This window comes from Brumimicrobium glaciale (assembly GCF_004152935.1).
In the GTDB taxonomy this organism is placed as follows: domain Bacteria; phylum Bacteroidota; class Bacteroidia; order Flavobacteriales_D; family Crocinitomicaceae; genus Brumimicrobium; species Brumimicrobium glaciale.
The window spans coordinates 364,870-382,223 of the sequence record NZ_SETE01000002.1 but is presented as its reverse complement, the minus strand read 5'-3'; the positions used below and the strand labels follow the sequence as shown (position 1 = coordinate 382,223).

Annotated in this window: 10 protein-coding genes; 2 read left to right on the top strand and 8 right to left on the bottom strand. The window is 35.8% G+C overall.

The features are described 5' to 3' along the window. Positions 1 to 6: 6 nt before the first annotated feature. The 7 genes from ERX46_RS05295 to ERX46_RS05265 all read right to left on the bottom strand — a co-directional run bounded on the left by ERX46_RS05295 (position 7) and on the right by ERX46_RS05265 (position 13,337). Positions 7 to 729 carry an SGNH/GDSL hydrolase family protein gene (locus ERX46_RS05295; protein ID WP_130092798.1) on the bottom strand — a complete coding sequence of 241 codons (723 nt, stop codon included), beginning with the start codon at positions 727 to 729 and terminating at the stop codon, positions 7 to 9. 10 nt (positions 730 to 739) lie between these two features. Then, positions 740 to 2,224, bottom strand: a complete 1,485-nt coding sequence (locus tag ERX46_RS05290; RefSeq protein WP_130092797.1) for an MATE family efflux transporter — start codon at positions 2,222 to 2,224, stop codon at positions 740 to 742. Between the two features lie 149 nt (positions 2,225 to 2,373). Continuing rightward, a complete protein-coding gene (locus ERX46_RS05285; RefSeq protein WP_449374883.1) occupies positions 2,374 to 2,793 on the bottom strand; it encodes an LNS2 domain-containing protein in 420 nt (139 codons plus the stop codon). A 98-nt stretch (positions 2,794 to 2,891) separates the two neighbouring features. Continuing rightward, positions 2,892 to 4,616, bottom strand: coding sequence for a serine hydrolase (locus ERX46_RS05280; RefSeq protein WP_130092795.1), 1,725 nt, complete (start codon positions 4,614 to 4,616; stop codon positions 2,892 to 2,894). Positions 4,617 to 4,726: 110 nt separating this feature from the next. Then, a complete protein-coding gene (gene pbpC / locus ERX46_RS05275) occupies positions 4,727 to 7,096 on the bottom strand; it encodes a penicillin-binding protein 1C (RefSeq protein ID WP_130092794.1) in 2,370 nt (789 codons plus the stop codon). Between the two features lie 2 nt (positions 7,097 to 7,098). Beyond that, positions 7,099 to 12,681 (bottom strand): alpha-2-macroglobulin family protein, encoded by a 5,583-nt coding sequence (locus ERX46_RS05270; RefSeq protein ID WP_130092793.1) that lies wholly within the window; start codon positions 12,679 to 12,681, stop codon positions 7,099 to 7,101. Between the two features lie 266 nt (positions 12,682 to 12,947). After that, positions 12,948 to 13,337 carry a GxxExxY protein gene (locus tag ERX46_RS05265; RefSeq protein WP_242494534.1) on the bottom strand — a complete coding sequence of 130 codons (390 nt, stop codon included), beginning with the start codon at positions 13,335 to 13,337 and terminating at the stop codon, positions 12,948 to 12,950. Positions 13,338 to 13,709: 372 nt separating this feature from the next. Between ERX46_RS05265 and ERX46_RS05260 the strand changes: the two genes are divergently transcribed. Together ERX46_RS05260 and ERX46_RS05255 are read left to right on the top strand one after the other, a co-directional pair. Further along, positions 13,710 to 14,042 carry a tRNA-binding protein gene (locus ERX46_RS05260; RefSeq protein WP_130092791.1) on the top strand — a complete coding sequence of 111 codons (333 nt, stop codon included), beginning with the start codon at positions 13,710 to 13,712 and terminating at the stop codon, positions 14,040 to 14,042. 207 nt (positions 14,043 to 14,249) lie between these two features. Beyond that, positions 14,250 to 15,359, top strand: coding sequence for a hypothetical protein (locus ERX46_RS05255; protein ID WP_130092790.1), 1,110 nt, complete (start codon positions 14,250 to 14,252; stop codon positions 15,357 to 15,359). Positions 15,360 to 15,732: 373 nt separating this feature from the next. Here the strand turns inward: ERX46_RS05255 and ERX46_RS05250 are convergent, their stop codons facing one another. Beyond that, the gene (locus tag ERX46_RS05250; RefSeq protein WP_130093193.1) at positions 15,733 to 17,322 is read right to left on the bottom strand and encodes a peptide chain release factor 3; all 1,590 of its coding nucleotides are present in this window, start codon (positions 17,320 to 17,322) and stop codon (positions 15,733 to 15,735) included. Positions 17,323 to 17,354 lie beyond the last annotated feature (32 nt).

Below are 17,354 nucleotides of genomic sequence, written 5' to 3'. Positions count from 1 at the left end.
ATAGTTTTATTTTAGAATTTTATTTTGATTGATAATTACTAACAGTCTTTGAGCGAGAACTTTATTCCCTTCTTCAGAAAAATGAATACCATCAGGGAAGTGTTCTTCAGCTTTTAAATCATCAAGATTCAAATAGATTGCTTCTTTTTCCAAACAAAGCGCTTCTATTATTTTATTGAACTTTTGATAATTCTTGTAAGTTCCTGGAATCTTATCTTCAATGCGTTGATTCGGTAAATTTATAGCTACACAAATCACTTTTCCATTCGTATTGTGCTGAATTTCATGAATTAATTTGCTGTATTCTTGCTTAAATACTTTGGCAGATGTCCAAGCACGTTTTCCCCTCAACTTGACTAATAACCTAATGTTTGGCTTGATTGCATACAAGTGAAAAGCTTTCATTGCTTTAACGAATAAACTTCTTTTGTTAGAGAATAGAAAGTCAGCAAACCATCTTGGGATTTCGCGCGTTGCAGCGTCTGAACTACCAATATTGATAATGTATAAATCTCCGTAATTATTGATAATTTGAGGGTAAACCTTGTGTAAATCATAAACAGTAGCCCTTGTAAAAGCCAAATTATTTACCTGAATGATTTCGTTCTCCTTTCCTTCGTTGAGCGTTTTTTCTAAAATTTGACCATAATTTTGACTCGTTAAATTGTTGTGCGGTCGATTGCGTAAAGCAACGGAATTTCCCACTAATACAATTTTCTGAATCTTCATTTTAACGCTTTTATTTTAGAATTTTAGCTCTGTATTTATCGATAAATCTATTAATTTCTATTGAAATATGGAGCTTGTAGACCACAAAAATAAACAATAAAATAAATGTTCCTGAAATCAACACAGAGAGTAGGATTGATTTAAATAGAGTAGGGAAGAACAAAGGCATAAATATCGCCATCAAAAGGAAGAGCGAAATGATGATTAATGGCCAAGTAAAAGGATGCATTTTGTATTTAATGGCAACGAAAAACGTTTTCAATAAGTTGAATACTAACATTGAAATAGCTGTAGATAAGGCTGCTCCAATGATGTCAAATGAATTAATAAAGTAATAATTCATTATCACGTTTGATATTGCTAGGATGAAAATGAACAATGTGTTTACTCTAAAATACTTTGAATAAGAGATGATGGAGAAGTTTACACTCGTTACCATATCAATGATTTTCGTTAACGCCAATAAGAGGAAAACCGTTTTGTACATCACTAAATCCTCTCCATTGGTCATTACCACGAAGAAAGTTTCAATATTCAACCAAATCAAGGAAAATAAAACAATTCCAACCACATATAAATTCGCTGATGAAGTTTTGTACAACTTTTTAATTTCGTCCATTTTATTGTCTTCAAAAGCTTTTGAAATCATTGGACCGGTAATTTGGAATACTGCTTTTGTTGGAATTTCGATAACCACAGACAGGAAAAGGAAGATACTGTAATAACCAACTTTTGTAGTGGAAAGGAGCAGACCAATCATCACAATGTCGATTTTATAAACCAAAATATTTCCAACGTGATTCATAGCTCCATAAAGCATGTATCGAATCATTTCAGCATGTTTCTTTCTCTTAACTCTTCTGATAACGCCAGATTTGAAATCTAAACCATCCAAAGATTTTAGATAAAGCATCAAAGCAATGGCGATGATAATATGATAAACTACGAGAATCCAACCTGCAACATTGTAATTTATTAAAGAAAAATAACTCAATAGAATAATTCCAGGAACGATTATTTTTAAACTGAAATTGGAAATAATATCAGGATAAACGATTCTACCAAAGTTAAAGCTATGGGCGCGTAATACAGCGATAAAAACCATCAGAACTCCCAAAGGAAGAATGATGAATAGATTATCGCTTATTTTATCGACCTCAAAACCACCCAATGCTAACATTGAAGAGAAAGGAGCTTTAAAAAGAAATAAAAGCGATGAAATAAACACAGTGTTAATAGCACTGTAAATGAAAAGAAGAGATAAAAATCCCTTCGTTTTCGTACTTTCAAAATAGGGGAAATACTTATTCACCAAAGCATGACTTCCCAATGAAAAGAAGGCACTGAGTAAAATAGCACTAGACAAACTAAATTGAATCTCACCATAAAGTTCCCAATCCAAAGGATAGATGAACATCGTACTTAATCCACCGATGATGATGCCCAAGTAATTTACGATAGAGTTCTTTAAACTTTGCCTTTGTACGATTCCCACTATATTCCTTTGCTTATGTAATTCTAAATGGATTTATGATTTTAATCAATCCCTACAAAAATATGAATATTGAAGAGTATTTGAAGTATTCCAAAAGATAAAGTTGTGTTACGAAACTCTCGAGCTTTTATGGGGTGAACTGCTGCGCGCTACTCTTTATCATTAAAAACTTCAATATTAACATTCTTACTCACCAGATCAGTGAATTTACCTTTGTAGCGAGTCGCTCTAACTATATGATTATCTATCCAATGGTAATTGCCACCTCTTGGTTTTCCGTAGACTACACTTTGATATTTGAATCCATGTTTATCCAACCATTCTTCTGTGACTTGCTTGTGTTCATGCGTTCTTGATGTAAAAAAGGTTATAATATGACCTTCTTCATACCAGTTATTCAGCGTTTCCAGCGCATCAGGAAAAGGGACGCAAGTAATCATTCTTTCAGGTTCTTCATTGGGCACATCTTCCGTGATAGTTCCATCAATATCAATAAGGTAGTTTTTCATACTTTCACCTAACTTGGGACTAATTTTGTTCCCATTTTCGTCTCGTAATTCTTTTAGCATATTGTCTTTATTCAAATTCATATTTTTTTGTTTTTTTGTAACGTGGCAGCGCTGCAGTTGCACTGCTGCGCCTACTTTTTCGCAGCTGTAAAGCAGTTTTATTGCTTCACACCAACCAACTCTTGTCCACCTTGAAACAAAGTCAAACTCTCCACTTCTCCAGCTTCATTCAAATTAAAAACTACCTGAGCGTCTACAATTTTATAATAAAACTCATTATTTGACTTAGGAAAAATTGGGGCAGCGCCTTGTCCTGTCGCTTGTGCATTCAACTGACTACCATCTTTACTGATAGTTAAAATGAATCCTTTAGCCAATTCATAATCACCCACATAACTTTTTAAAACAGCATCTTCAACAATTATCTCTTCAACCATGTCTTTGGTTTCAACTCCTAATTTTTTAAGCATTTCAATCGCATTCGTATTTCCAGGATTGAGTGCTACAGATTTTTTATAGTTTTTAATCGCTTTTTTATTCTCCTTATTTTTCATCAGAGCTTCCGCATAACTGTCATAAGCATTCGAAGATGTTGGAAAAGCATCAACATTCAATTCGAAAATTGAAATTGCTTTTTTGATTTCATTCTTTTGCAAATAGGAGTAACCCAAAGCATTTAGTTGTTCTTCACCGAAATCATAAGCTTCTTCTTCGTTTTTCTTAATAATCCAATACACTTTAGTCGCCTTTCTAATTCCTTTATTGTCGAGGATGTGCTTTACTTTCGTTGCAATGGAAGGTTTTGGATCGCTTAGCGCTTTCGAAGGATCCAATATATGCATTCCGATATCTGTAACTCCAGATTCTGAGTTGGTGAGTACTATAACGCCTAGACTTCCATCTTTTTTAAATCCAGTAAAAGTATTATAACCCCCTGTTGCGCCATTGTGCCAAATATATTCAACACTGTCGCTTTCATCTATTATCCAACCTAGTCCAACTTTTTGTTCAATTTCTTCATCACTTGTAATTTGATGGGATAATCTCATCGGTGAATAAAGGTCACTTTCTAGAATTCCCATATTGGCAGATAGGAACTTTACCATATCAGCAGCTGAGGAGCGAATAGCGCCCGCACCAGCTAAAGTTGGTAAATCCCAGTTTTCTACTTCCAGTCCAGTGTTGTGACCATAAGCCAAATTCTCTCTCATTTCTGTAGTGAAAACAATAGCTGTATTTTTCATGCCCAAAGGTTGAGCAATAATTTCTAACATTAATTCTTCATAAGTCATATTGCGTTTGGCAGCCAAGACATTACCCAATAATCCAACAGCATAATTCGAATATTCAAATTCAGATCCAATAGCCCTGGTTAATTCATAACTATTTAAGAAATCATACATTTCCTTTACAGTGTAATCAGCATAAGGATTAGCTGGATTACTTGGATTCATGTTGTTAGGTAATCTAGGCAATCCTGAAGTATGATTGGATAAATGAAATAACTTAATTGATTTTCCATCTTTTGTAGGAGCGGTAATTCCTTCCGGAAGAAGATTTTGTAAAGGTTCATCTAAATCTATTTCTCCTTTTACGACCATATCCGCCAATAGTATTCCTGTAAAAGTTTTAGAAATAGAACCCAACTCAAAAATCGAATTTTCATCTACAAGCTCCTTGGTTTTTAATGATTTTACTCCATAACTGAAATAAGTAATTCCATCAGCATTAACCACACCAACGACGATAGCAGGCGTTATTTCTTTGTCCACTCGAGATATTATGTTTTCCTTTACTTCTTGCGAAATTACAGGGGCTTGTGCTTGGGAAGTAAAAGTCGTTCCTAGGAATAAAAGGAGGGATGGTATGATGTAGTTTTTCATATTTGTTTTTTTGTCTATTTATAAAGATACGCAATTCTAAGGATTCAAAGATTTAAGGATTCAATAATTTAAGTATTAGTGTCGCGCTGCAGTTGCACTGCTGCGCAACACTAATCCCCCAAAATCGTAAATATTATCTTCTTTTGATTCCCCATTTCATCCAGCACCGTCAATAAATGCTGACCTTCTTCAGGAATGTACTTTATACTGTGCTGACCTTTTGTTTCTCCTAAATACTGATTGTCCACATGCCAAAATAGCGTTGCCGAATTATCAGGGTGAGAAGCTTCAAAGATAATTCCTTTGGAAAACCCATCTAAATCTACCGTTCCGATCATTTTACTGTTGTGATCAGGATAAATAATGGAGAAAGTCTTGTCTTCTGTAACGCCTTCACAATCTGGATGAAATGGTGGAATAGCTTTGTAATTCGGATGAGAGTTCTTATAGAAATAGGCTTGGAGTGGCGGCAAGACAAATTGAGAAACTGTTTTTACTCTCACATCATGCGCACAACCTTTGTTGTAGCGGAACTTTTCCTTCATATCAGTGAGGAAAACTTCATGGAAATTACATGACGGCCCTCGTAAAGCCATTTGATGCACTTGAACTGTATCTATTTTTGTGCAATTTACAGTATTCCTATGTCCACTTTCTTTACAAATACTCATTTTCACTAATTCATCATAAGGCGGAATAAACCAGCCTCTTTTTGAAGACAAATGAGAGAAAACATCAAACATAATTGGACCAGCAGCGGTAGTTCCAATAATTCCCGGTCGCCCTTCGCCAGTTGCATTTCCTACCCAAACCGCAACAACATAGTCAGGAGTGCAACCAATTGCCCAAGCATCCCTGTTTCCGTAACTTGTTCCTGTTTTCCATGCAATGCGTGATGAAGAGGAGTATTGTTCCCAGGAAGCGTCCATATAAGGTCGATTTACACTTAGCAAAGCTTGAAATGTTTCATAAATTGAAGCGGCATCAAATTTTGAAGTCGTTCTTGTGACAGCTGAAGATTGTGGTGCATAAGTATTGAACAAACTCGCATCGTCCCATGTGTTTGAATTGTATTTGTTTTCCGTATTATAATAATTCAAAGTTTTCGCCATTCCTGCATAGGCATTAGCAACATCCCAAAGAGAAGACTCAGCTCCTCCAAGAATTAAAGACAATCCATAATGTTGTGCACTTTTCGAAACATGTGTTTGACCGATTGAACGTAATTTATGCAGGAACTTGTCAATTCCATATTGTTGCAATAGATAAACAGCGGGAACATTCAGAGATTGCGCTAAAGCATCGCCAGCTTTAACAGCTCCTTCATTCTTTTCATTGTAATTTAGAGGAGAGAAGTGATCGAAATTCATTGGAACATCAGGAATCAATTGATCGTTGTGAATCATTCCTTCTTGCGTCATTGCAGCATAGAGGAAGGGCTTCAAAATACTTCCTGAACTTCTTGGAGCGCGAACAATGTCCACATATTTCTGATACTTATTCTCAGTTGCTGAATTCCCAATGTATGTAACGACTTCGTTTGTCTTGACATCAATAACTATCAAAGCAGCATTATGAATGTAATTCTGATTCAAATGTCTTTGGTGACGTGCTAAAATTTCCGTTAACTTTTCTTGTTTTCTATCATCGAGTGTTGTCGTAATTCTTTGACCTTTCCTACCCGAAGAAATCGCATTGTCCAATAGGTGAGGAGCGAGAGAAGGTAAAGTCTTTGGAGCGCCAATTAACGGTTCGTCCAATGACAATTCATAAGTTATTGCATCGATTTTATCTTGTTCAAATAAGGTAGTCAGTACTTTATTTCGTTTTTCTAAAAGAATCTCCCTGTTTTTTCCTGGGTGAACTAATCCCGGAGCATTAGGCAGAACAGCTAAGGTTGCTGCTTGCGACCAAGATAAATCATGAGGAGGCAAACCGTAATATCGCCAAGAAGCTGCTTCTAATCCAACAACGTTCCCTCCAAAAGGCGCATGAGAAGCATAGATAGTCAGTAATTGTTCTTTACTGTATTTTGTTTCCATTCGAAAAGCCCAAATGGCTTCAATAAACTTATTGTAGAATGTTCTATCAGAATTTCTCGCCATTCGAGCAATTTGCATTGTGATTGTACTTCCGCCACTTACCACCCTTTTCGCTTTGAAATTACTGATTACTGCCCTACCAATTGCTCTAATACTAACTCCTGTATGCGCATAAAAGTCATGGTCTTCAAAAGCTATAATTGCTTCATTGAATTTTACTGGAGTACTGTCCATTTCTGGAAAGCGCCATTGACCGTCTTCAGCTATTCGCGCATTCATTAATCGACCATCTCTACTTAACAGAATAGTGGAAGTAGGACTGTCAAATAATGGAGTCGGTAAGCAACCCAGAAAGTAAACCGTAAATGCAAAGAGTGCAAAGTAAGTTAACTTTCTGGGAGCAAAGTAAAAGCGATATTTACCTAGTTTTAAACGCACGATTATCTTCCGCCAGGCGAAACAACTTTAACCAATTTACCTTTCTTCAAAGCAGAAATCGTAGCATCATACATCGCTTCAATATGAACAGCTGGCATGTAATATTCTCCAACATAAGCCGCGTGAAGATTGATTTTAATCGTTTTGCTCTTGTTCTTACGTAAATCGAAATAAGTATAAACTCTATCATCGCGAATGTCTTGGTAATTGAAAAGATTTCCTTCGTTTCCTGAGTAATTCATATCCATTCGTTGATTGTGAATTTCCCAACCACTCGGGAAGATTTGAGACAATGCCAATTCTTCATAGTTTCCTCTCATTCCCGGATTAGAAACCGTTACTTCAACCGAGAAGTCAGTTCCTTGCTCAATGTTTTCAATATTGATGACTTCATTCGCTGCATTGCGGTAAACAACATCCATATAAATATTATCCGATTTAGAAACTTCATTTCCTGCCAATGGAATCCCTGTTGCGATTAATCGAACGAAGAGATAACTTTCTCCAGCATTCTTGATTTCTACATCTACCTTTTTCTGAGTTCCATTAACTTTTAAATCAATTAACTCAATTGCTTTAGAACTTTTGATATCAACGGTTTTACCATTGTAAACATAAGAAGCTTTCATTCCATCTTTTGGTTTATTGTTCTCCGTAAATAACGCAATTGCCATGAGAGAATAAGCAGTCGTTTGGGTACTCATCCATCTGTCTCGACTCAAAACCTCAGAAAGTTCTCTCACCAAAGCAGCTGCTTTAGACTTTTCTCCCATCAAAGTCAAAGTCTCAATAATCATCGCTTGATCTCTGTCATTATTACCATACGTATAACTCAATTCCGTATAAGGATCAACCTTGGTCGATTTATTCTTCACAATGTCATTAGCAACTTCGCTTTTCCCAGCAATTTGATATGCTGCAGCCAATCTCCAAGCGGCTTGAATAGATAAGTCGCTTTGTGTACGTAGTTTGTTCATCGCACTCAAAACAGGTTCTCCAGCCAATGCCAATGTATATAGACGATAAGCTTGTGGTAAATCAGAATTACGGTAATTGTTGTGATTACGTGAACTCCATTTCTTCGCTTGGTCTTTCTGATAATTGATCCACTTTTCTTTCATTCCATAAGGAAGCGCATAGCCTTTTTTCTCAGCTTCTAACATAAAGTGTCCGGCATAAGTTGTTCCCCAATCGCTTGAAGTACCACTGCCTTGCCAGAATGAGAATCCTCCATCATTCAGTTGATGTCTTTGGATTTTATTAATCACCGAACGAACATTATTATCAATACGCGCTTTTGTAGGCGCATCAATGTCCATTAGAGAAGACAAATATAATTGTGGGAAAGCTCCAGAAGTTTTCTGTTCCAAACATCCATGCGGATAACGGATCAAATAACCCAAGCGTTTCTCTAAATTAATAGGAGGGATGGTCGATAATTCCAATTTCGCTGAATTACTGTTGTCCATTCCTGGCAAGTCAATACTGTTCATCCATGAAGCATTGCCATCAATTGTTCCTTCATTATAAACTGTAATTGGAAGATTGGGTTGGCGCACTTCGAGGTCAATAACATGCGTAGATTTTTCATTTCCGCTTGTTGCAATAACTTCTACTTTGGCAGCACCAGTAATTGTTCCGACTTCTAAGTCGAAATAAGCCACTTGATCACCCACATTATCGAAAGTGATTTGCTTTTGTGGCGAACCAATTACTTTTACCAGGCTATTCGTTTTGACTTGTAAAGTTACGTTCTTCACTTTTTTGTCCATTGCGAAAACGTTAATCGGTAAAGAAACTTTCTCTTTAGGGCCTAAAACACGAGGTAAAGTCGCTAGAACCATCAAAGGTTTCTTGACAGCCGTCGTCTTTTCAGCACTTCCATAAGCGCCATCTTGACCCGCTACAACCATTGTTCTCACTGAACCAATGTAATTTGGAACGCTAATTTTATGTTTTGCAGTACTTCCAGCATTCAATTTGAAAGGCCCGATAAAACGAACCATAGGTTTAAAGCGAATTGGACTATCATCTCCCGGATTAATGTTTTGATCTCCACCAATTGTTAAAATATTCTCGACTTTTGCTCCATAAGCGCCAATTACATGGTCAAATAAATCCCAAGTTTGAACGCCTAAAGCTTCACGTGCATAGAAATGATTCCACGGATTCGGAGTTTTGAATCTTGTTAAATCCAATAAACCTTCATCCACAACGGCAATGGTATAAGTCATTTCACGTCTGTTTTTCTCGCTCACTTCAATCGTAAACGAAGATTCAGGCGCTAATTTATCTGGCATTTTAATTTGTGGTTCAAGAATCGTGTGTGGATCTTTGACCATAATTGGAACAACTCCATACATTCGAATTGGAGCGTCATTGGTTGTCTTTTCGTGCTTTTGAAGGAAGGTAATATGAACATAGCAATTTGGAGCCAAGTCTTTAGTTATTGGCAACTCAAATGATGTTTCACTTCCAATTGTTTCAATCCAAAAAGCATCAATTACTTTCTTTCCATTCTCAATACTGATTAATGCTCTACCATAAGCAGCAGAAGGAAAACTGATTTTCGCTTTTTCTCCAGTTGAATATTCTTTTTTATCTGAAGAAAAAACCAACATATTTGCACCGTCTGGAGTTTCTCTTCCAGCTCTTGACATCCAATTCGGCCAATCAAAATAAGTCATCATTCCCGTAGAATGTCCGCTGTTTAAATCTGTCACTTTGATGAGGTAACGTCCCCAATCATATTTTTCTATTTTAGTAGAAGTTTTTCCATCACCACTAGCATTGGTAGAGATTACTTCACGCGAAATAGGAGTGACGTTGTTTCTGTTGATATAGCTCGCTACATTGTTAGAACCGCTTTCCCACCACCAACTCCATTCAATTCTATATACTTCAACTTGTAGTTGGCGATTTCCTTTTCTGATTCCGTTTTTATCTACAGAAACAATTGGGAAATTGTAAGTCGTATCGGTTTGTAAAGCACCGTATTTATTAATTTCAGGTGTTTGAATTCCAACAAAATGATCGTAAGGAGCATAGTTTACTGCCATTTGATCCGTACTGAAATCTCCACCACGTTCAAATGCTCTGGTTTTAAAAATTGCTTTTAACATTCCCGGAGCTTGGTCCTGTACTTCAATTTTCTGACTGAAAGACAATTTTCCTTCGTCGTTTAATTTTTGTTCTAAGAACATTTCTTCAGAAGGATAAAAGGATTTACTTGGATCGTCAAAAGTATAATTCTTGAAAGCTTTGAAGGTCGTTGTCGTCGGAACAAACTTCAATGAAATATCAGTTTTCAATTGTTTTGCGGGTGCTCCGTGCAACCATTTTACCGTTAAATTACCTTTCACAAATGGATCTGAAGCACTAATTAATTCATCATTTAGCTTCAAGTTTATTTTTAACCTGTTGGGTTTAATCGTTTCAACCTTAATAGTTTCATAGAAAGTAGCTCCACCGACTTCAACTTTTGCATTCCAATTTCCTGTTGGAGCATCTGCATCTGTTGGAGTAGTGAAATTATAGAACCCGTTCATTGATTCTTTGCGGACTTCTCTTTTCACCAATTGACCACGTGCGTTGTGTAATTCAAAAATAACAGGGTGGTCGGCTGGAATCATTCTGTCTTTGTCTTCCAATATGAAATTCAAGAAAAGTGTATCTCCAGGACGCCAAACACCGCGTTCTCCGTAGATATATCCTTTAATTCCTTCTTGAATTGTTGCACCATCAATGTCAAATCGACTCAGTGGCAAAGAATTTCCATTTCCAAGACGCAAATATCCTTTTTGATTATCGTGTTCAACCACAATAAAGAATGGCGCTCTTTTGAAAGGTTTGGTTTTAATCATTCCTTTAGTGTCCGTGCGAATTTCTTCCATAAGTTGTTGCTGGTAATCGTACAATCTCACCACAGCTCCTTGAATAGGCAGTGCGCTAACGATATTTGTCACGGCAACAAGCGTTTGACCATTCGTTCCAGTTTTCGCAATAATCCCGATATCAGAAGCATAGATGTTTTTAACAACGCTTTTATTTCTGTAGAACGAATAAGAGCAAGGATCGTCTTCTAAACGGTAGTCATATCCATCGAAATAGTCGTAATCGTAATAATCATGACTCCAATCATTGATGTAATCCCACTCATTAGCTTCTGCATAATCTTTTTCATCCCAATCGGTTTCGTCTCTTTGAACATCTTCATCAGCAGAACCGCTGCAAGGATAAACAGAATGGTGTTTTCTAAATCCAATTTCTATTCGGTAAATTGCACCTTTATCCACTTTAATGTATTGAGATAAATCTAAATTGAATCGGTTCCATTTTCCTAAATCGAGTGGTTTATCTTCCGCTAAATAGATCGTTTTCTTACGAATAACGCGACCTACACGCTTTAATTCATCACTTCCATCATAATCATTGTTTTGAAAGAATTGCGTAACATTACTTTCAAAAATCTTAATGATGCGAATGTCTACGGCTTTGATGTTGACTGCTTCAAATGGTACCATCATATTGTTTGATGAAGGCAGAATACTTCCTTTTCCAACTAATCTAACCGCTGGTTTTATGGCTTTAAAATCAACAGAAATATTAACTGTTTTCTTGAATTTATAGCCTTTAGCGTTTTCGATTGCTTCGTTTAAGACCAAAGTCTGCGTTCCTTCTAATCGACTTCCTGGATAAATGCGTAATTCGTTGGTTGAAATGGCTGTTTTAACATTCCCTAAACCTCTTATTTCAACTAATCCACTTAAGTTTTGATTGGTTAATAAAGGATCTGAAAAGCGCACTAAAACATATTGCTCTGGATATTGAATTACTGTTGTTCCAGTTACTTTGAAATCTCCCATTGCAGGAACTTCATGCTTAATTTCGTATTCCTCTTTATCACCTTTTGGATAGGTATTCCAAACAACTTTCACCTCTCCAGCTTTCTTTTTTCTATGGATGCTGTCTACTACTAAATTGTATAATCTTTCGTTCCCTTGCTTAACCCATTTTGCTTTTTTAGTTTCCCCATTTACAGTAACTTTGAAGTTCTCATTTAAAGTTTTTGTTGAAACAACGTCAGCAGTAATCGCAGTTCCTAAAAACTGATACCAATCCATAGATTCACTTGAATAACTCTTCAATCCATCGACTTCAAAATTGATAGCTTGTTTGATAATGCTGAAAGGAAATTTGAAAGTTTTCAATTCTTTTGGAACATCACTTACTTTTCCTAAATCAAATTCAACCCAATAAGTTTCGCCAGAATTGAATCTTTTTTCAGGAATAAATTCGATAGTATATTGATCCTTCCAAACTGTTTTTCCTTTTACAGATGGCGTTATTCTTATGAAATCCTCCTTGATTGCCTGATTCAGTGTTACCTTTTTCGGATAAGGTTCCGTCAACTGAATTTTAATTGGAGCAGCTGCCGAAATAACACCAGAAGTAAATGAACTGATGTGTTTTTGATATTCAGGATTTATCTGAAAATCTTCGGGATTATCTTTTCCACAACCCGCAAGGATTAAGGTTAATGTCAGAAAGAAAAGGAAACTACGGTTGATGAAATATGTATTCATATCTAAATTTTGAATCGGTATTTGTAAAATTTGGGCTCAATCCACTTGAAAAAGAGCAAAACAGTATGAAATTAAACAGAAAATAGGTGTTAGGAGTGAAATCTGAGAAGGAACTTATCAACAAAAAATGTAGATTTGTTGATAAGCTTAGTTTGCGTTGTGTTTGCGCTGTATTGGCACGCGGATGACGCTGATCTCCGACCGCTGATTAAAGCGGATTTTTTTGAATTCGTTTTTGCTCCGAAACTCCTTATTTAATGTTCTATTTATTCCAAACTCGATTCTAAATTTCTTTTATTAGTAAAAACTTTTCTCTTAAACTCTGGTTTAATACCAAAATTCAATAAAAGACCAACCTCAATTTCAGTGGCTTTTAAGTAATTTAATAGTTGGAATTCAAATTCCTTTACAATTACTTCAGCTGCTTTTAATTCTAGTATAATTACTTCATCTATTATTAAATCAGCATAATACACTCCGACTTGAGTGTTCTTGTAATAAACTTTAATTTGTTTTTGTGCTTCGACATAAAAGCCTCTGTTTTTTAATTCAAGATATAGAGCATTTTGATATACATTTTCAAGGAATCCGTGTCCAAGTTCGTTGTAAACATCATAAAAAGTTTTAATTATCTGATTAGTTAAGTTTTTGTGCATTAAGTACATATTGCTTTTGATTTAGATTTTGACGTCTAACTAAGATACACAAAATGTTGAGTTAGCTCAAAGTTTCAGTAAATAAATTTTAATACATGTAGTGTTCCGAATCATTTTATGATTTCTTCAACTTCACACTGGGATGATATGCTATAATAGCATGTGATTGACGCTAATTTGTCACTAATTTTCTGAGTTTCCAATCTATCGCAGATAAATAAAAAATCCGCTTTAAATCCGCGCTGCTTGCATCCGTATCATCCGCGTGCCATTACAGCGTGCTATTTGAGTCCTTCCAAAACCTAATATGCTATTTCTTCAATATTCTCATTACTAATTAATAGATTAGCAGAATCAGAAAACATTTTAGTTATGAATATAGATTGGAAAGACTTTGAGAAAATTGAAATGCGCATAGGAACGATTCTTACCGCTGAAAACTTCGAAGAAGTAAGAAATCCAGCCTACAAAATGACCATTGACTTTGGAGAATTCGGAATTCGTAAAACTTCCGCTCAAATCACCAAATTATACCAACCTGAAGAACTCATCGGAAAGCAAATCATCGCTGTAATGAATTTTCCACCAAAACAGATTGCTAATATAATGAGCGAATGTCTTGTACTTGGCGGAGTAGAAGGCGAAGGGAAGGTGGTTTTAATTGAACCAGAAAGAGGAGTTGAGAATGGAACGAAAATTAATTGATAATTTACTGATTCTTTGATATCCTTGAAAGGAAGGAGGTGTGTATGACGTTTTTCTAAAAGTGAAATAATTACAATTGAATTGACCCAAAAGGGTTGAAAATCGGGTGAAGGTTGTATAAAGGCTGTGGTTTGATTATTTTTGTAAGCTATTGGTTGAAAATAGGAAGTAAATGAAGGTTTTAAGCATAAACCATAATTGATAAGCATGAAAAATATAGCATTACTATTTATAATAATTGTTGGATTAATTGGTTTTTCATCTTGTAAAAAGGAAAAGCTAAAAATTATTGATCAAAATGTCCCTAATTTACCAGTTGGTGAAACTTTTGTTGATCTTTCAGGTTCCTCTTGGAAGAAGATTCAAGAAGTTTATTTTTCAGATAAAGTAATTGAAGGAATTGGGACGGTAGACGGAAATATGGTGCTTACTTTTTTCGATTATATCGATCAAGGAACATATTTTTTATCTGGTCATCTTACTGGAGATACTAATTTAGTTAGACATGGGCTGCATTACTGGCCGAGCGGACTAGGTTTGGAAGATATAGAGGTCATAGATGGTAAAGTTTATTCGATGGGATATTGGGACGGCAATGGATTGTGGGAATTTAAAATTGATCAGATAAATAGCTTGCCATACAACAGTTGGGATCCTGTATCTGGTGGATACGGAACTCAACCCACAGCCCTTGCCGGATACGGAACAGATAAAATCATAGGAGTTGGAACATCACCTTATGTAAGGTCCATTTCTGGAAATATAAATTTTATCGATTTTGAGCATTCCAGTAATGTGAGAATTAATGCTCTTATTGAATACAAGGGAGAATTGTATTGTGCTGGTGAGTTTACTTCTTCAAATGGAACTATTTTAAACAATATAGCAAAATGGGATGGAAGTGAATGGGTTGCACTGGGAGGTGGAGTGAATAAAGCTGTGCGTGATCTTGCAGTTCTTGATGGAAATCTAGTCGTTGGGGGTAAATTTACTGAAGCTGATGGAAATTCTGATCGCTCTTATGTTGCGATTTGGAATGGTTCGGAATGGGAGTCGATGCAAAAAGGGCTTGTTGGTGGTTCAAGTGGAGTACATAGACTTTTCGTGTATGGAAAACAATTATTCGTAGGAGGAGATTTTTCTGGAACTCCATCCATGAATTCAAGAAATATCATCAAATGGAAGAACGGCAATTGGATAGGATTACCGAATACTGTTACAGAGAAAATTGGTGAAATCGGAGTGTACAAAGGAAAGCTGCATATTGCCAATTTATACCACAGCATGAATGGAAACTTTCTGATGAGACTGGAGTAATCAATTACGAATTACGAATGTGGAAATTACGAATTTGAAACCGGCATTGATTCTAATAAAGACAACTACTAATTTTCAAGGTTTTGCCTCAGTCGATTGATAATGTGTGCTTTGTGAATTGACTGAGATTTGTGTAAAATTGATTTATGTTGAAGGTTTATTAATTACAATAGTCCTCTCCCTTAATCCCTCTCCAAAGAGGGAAACCAAAAATTATTTTTCAAATTGTCGTAAAGTTTCATGAATTTTCAAAACATAAAAATTATATCAGCTTACTATTATCAACCCGTTTAACACTAATAATTATCTCCAAACTAACCACCAAAACTCCTTACCACCAACACGTTAACCATTAATAATTAAACATTAACCATTATTTTACTTTGAATTCACTCGTCTTATGGAAAGTAATCTCTGGATAATCTCTTTCCGCCATTTCTAACAAGAATGAAGTTTCCGCTAAGAATACATAGTTTTCGTCTTTATCTTTCGCTATACTTCCCACTTTTGCTCTCATGAATTTCTCAATTTCTTCAGGTTTGTCTGAAGTAATCCAGCATGCTTTGTGGTAATTCATTGGGGTGAATGAACATTTTGCTCCATATTCATGCAGTAAACGGTAAAGAATAACCTCAAATTGAAGTTGTCCAACTGTACCCACAATTTTTCTACTTCCTGGTTCTTGAATAAACATTTGAGCCACTCCTTCATCCATTAATTGACGAATTCCTTTCTCTAATTGTTTAGATTTCATTGGATCGTCATTACGTAATTCTTGGAAGAATTCTGGCGAGAATGATGGAATACCTACAAAATTGAAGTCTTTTCCTTCGGTAAGTGTGTCACCAATTTTAAAGTTACTTGAATCATATAATCCAATTACATCTCCCGGATATGCCTCATCGACAATACTCTTTTCTTGCGCCATAAAAGAAGTAGGATTCGCAAATTTCATTTTCTTATTGTTACGAATGTGCTTGTAGAAAGTGTTTCTTTCAAATTTTCCTGAAACAATCCGTAAAAACGCAATTCTGTCTCTGTGATTAGGATCTAAATTGGCGTGAATTTTAAATACAAATCCTGAAAATTTAGGATCATTTGGTTCAACAAAACCAGCATCAGTATCTCTGCCTCTTGGAGAAGGAGAAATTTCAACGAAAGCTTCCAATAATTCACGAACACCAAAGTTATTCACTGCACTTCCAAAGAATACTGGAGCTATTTTCCCACTTAAATAATCTTCTTGATTAAATGGATCATAAACTCCATCTACCAATTCAACTTCTTCTCGTAATTCTCTTGCCGCTTTTTCACCTATGATTTCATCTAAAGCAGGATCCGACAAATCATTGAATTTTACTAACTCCTCACTAATATTTGTCTTATTGGCATCGAATAAACTTAATTCATGCTTATACATATTATAAACACCTTTGAAATCGTCTCCCATTCCAATTGGCCATGCAAGCGGACGAACGCCGATACCTAATTTTTGTTCAATTTCATCTAAAACATCAAACGCGTCTTTTCCATAACGGTCCATTTTATTAATGAACACAATTACTGGAGTATTTCGCATGCGACAAACTTCCATGAGTTTCTCGGTTTGACTTTCCACACCGCTGGCATTGTCAATTACCAAAATCACACTATCGACAGCCGTCAAAGTACGGTAAGTATCTTCAGCGAAATCCTTGTGACCAGGAGTATCCAAAATATTTATGTGTTTACCGCGATAGTCAAAAGCCATAACAGAAGTTGCAACAGAAATTCCACGTTGCTTCTCAATTTCCATAAAATCGGAAGTCGCAGTTTTTTTAATCTTGTTGCTTTTTACCGCTCCAGCAGTCTGAATTGCCCCACCAAAAAGTAATAGTTTTTCAGTCAGCGTAGTCTTTCCAGCATCAGGGTGAGCAATAATTCCAAACGTGCGTCTTTTTTCTATCTCTTTTTGATTCGTCATAAATATCGGGACATTAGTCGAATACATGAAAA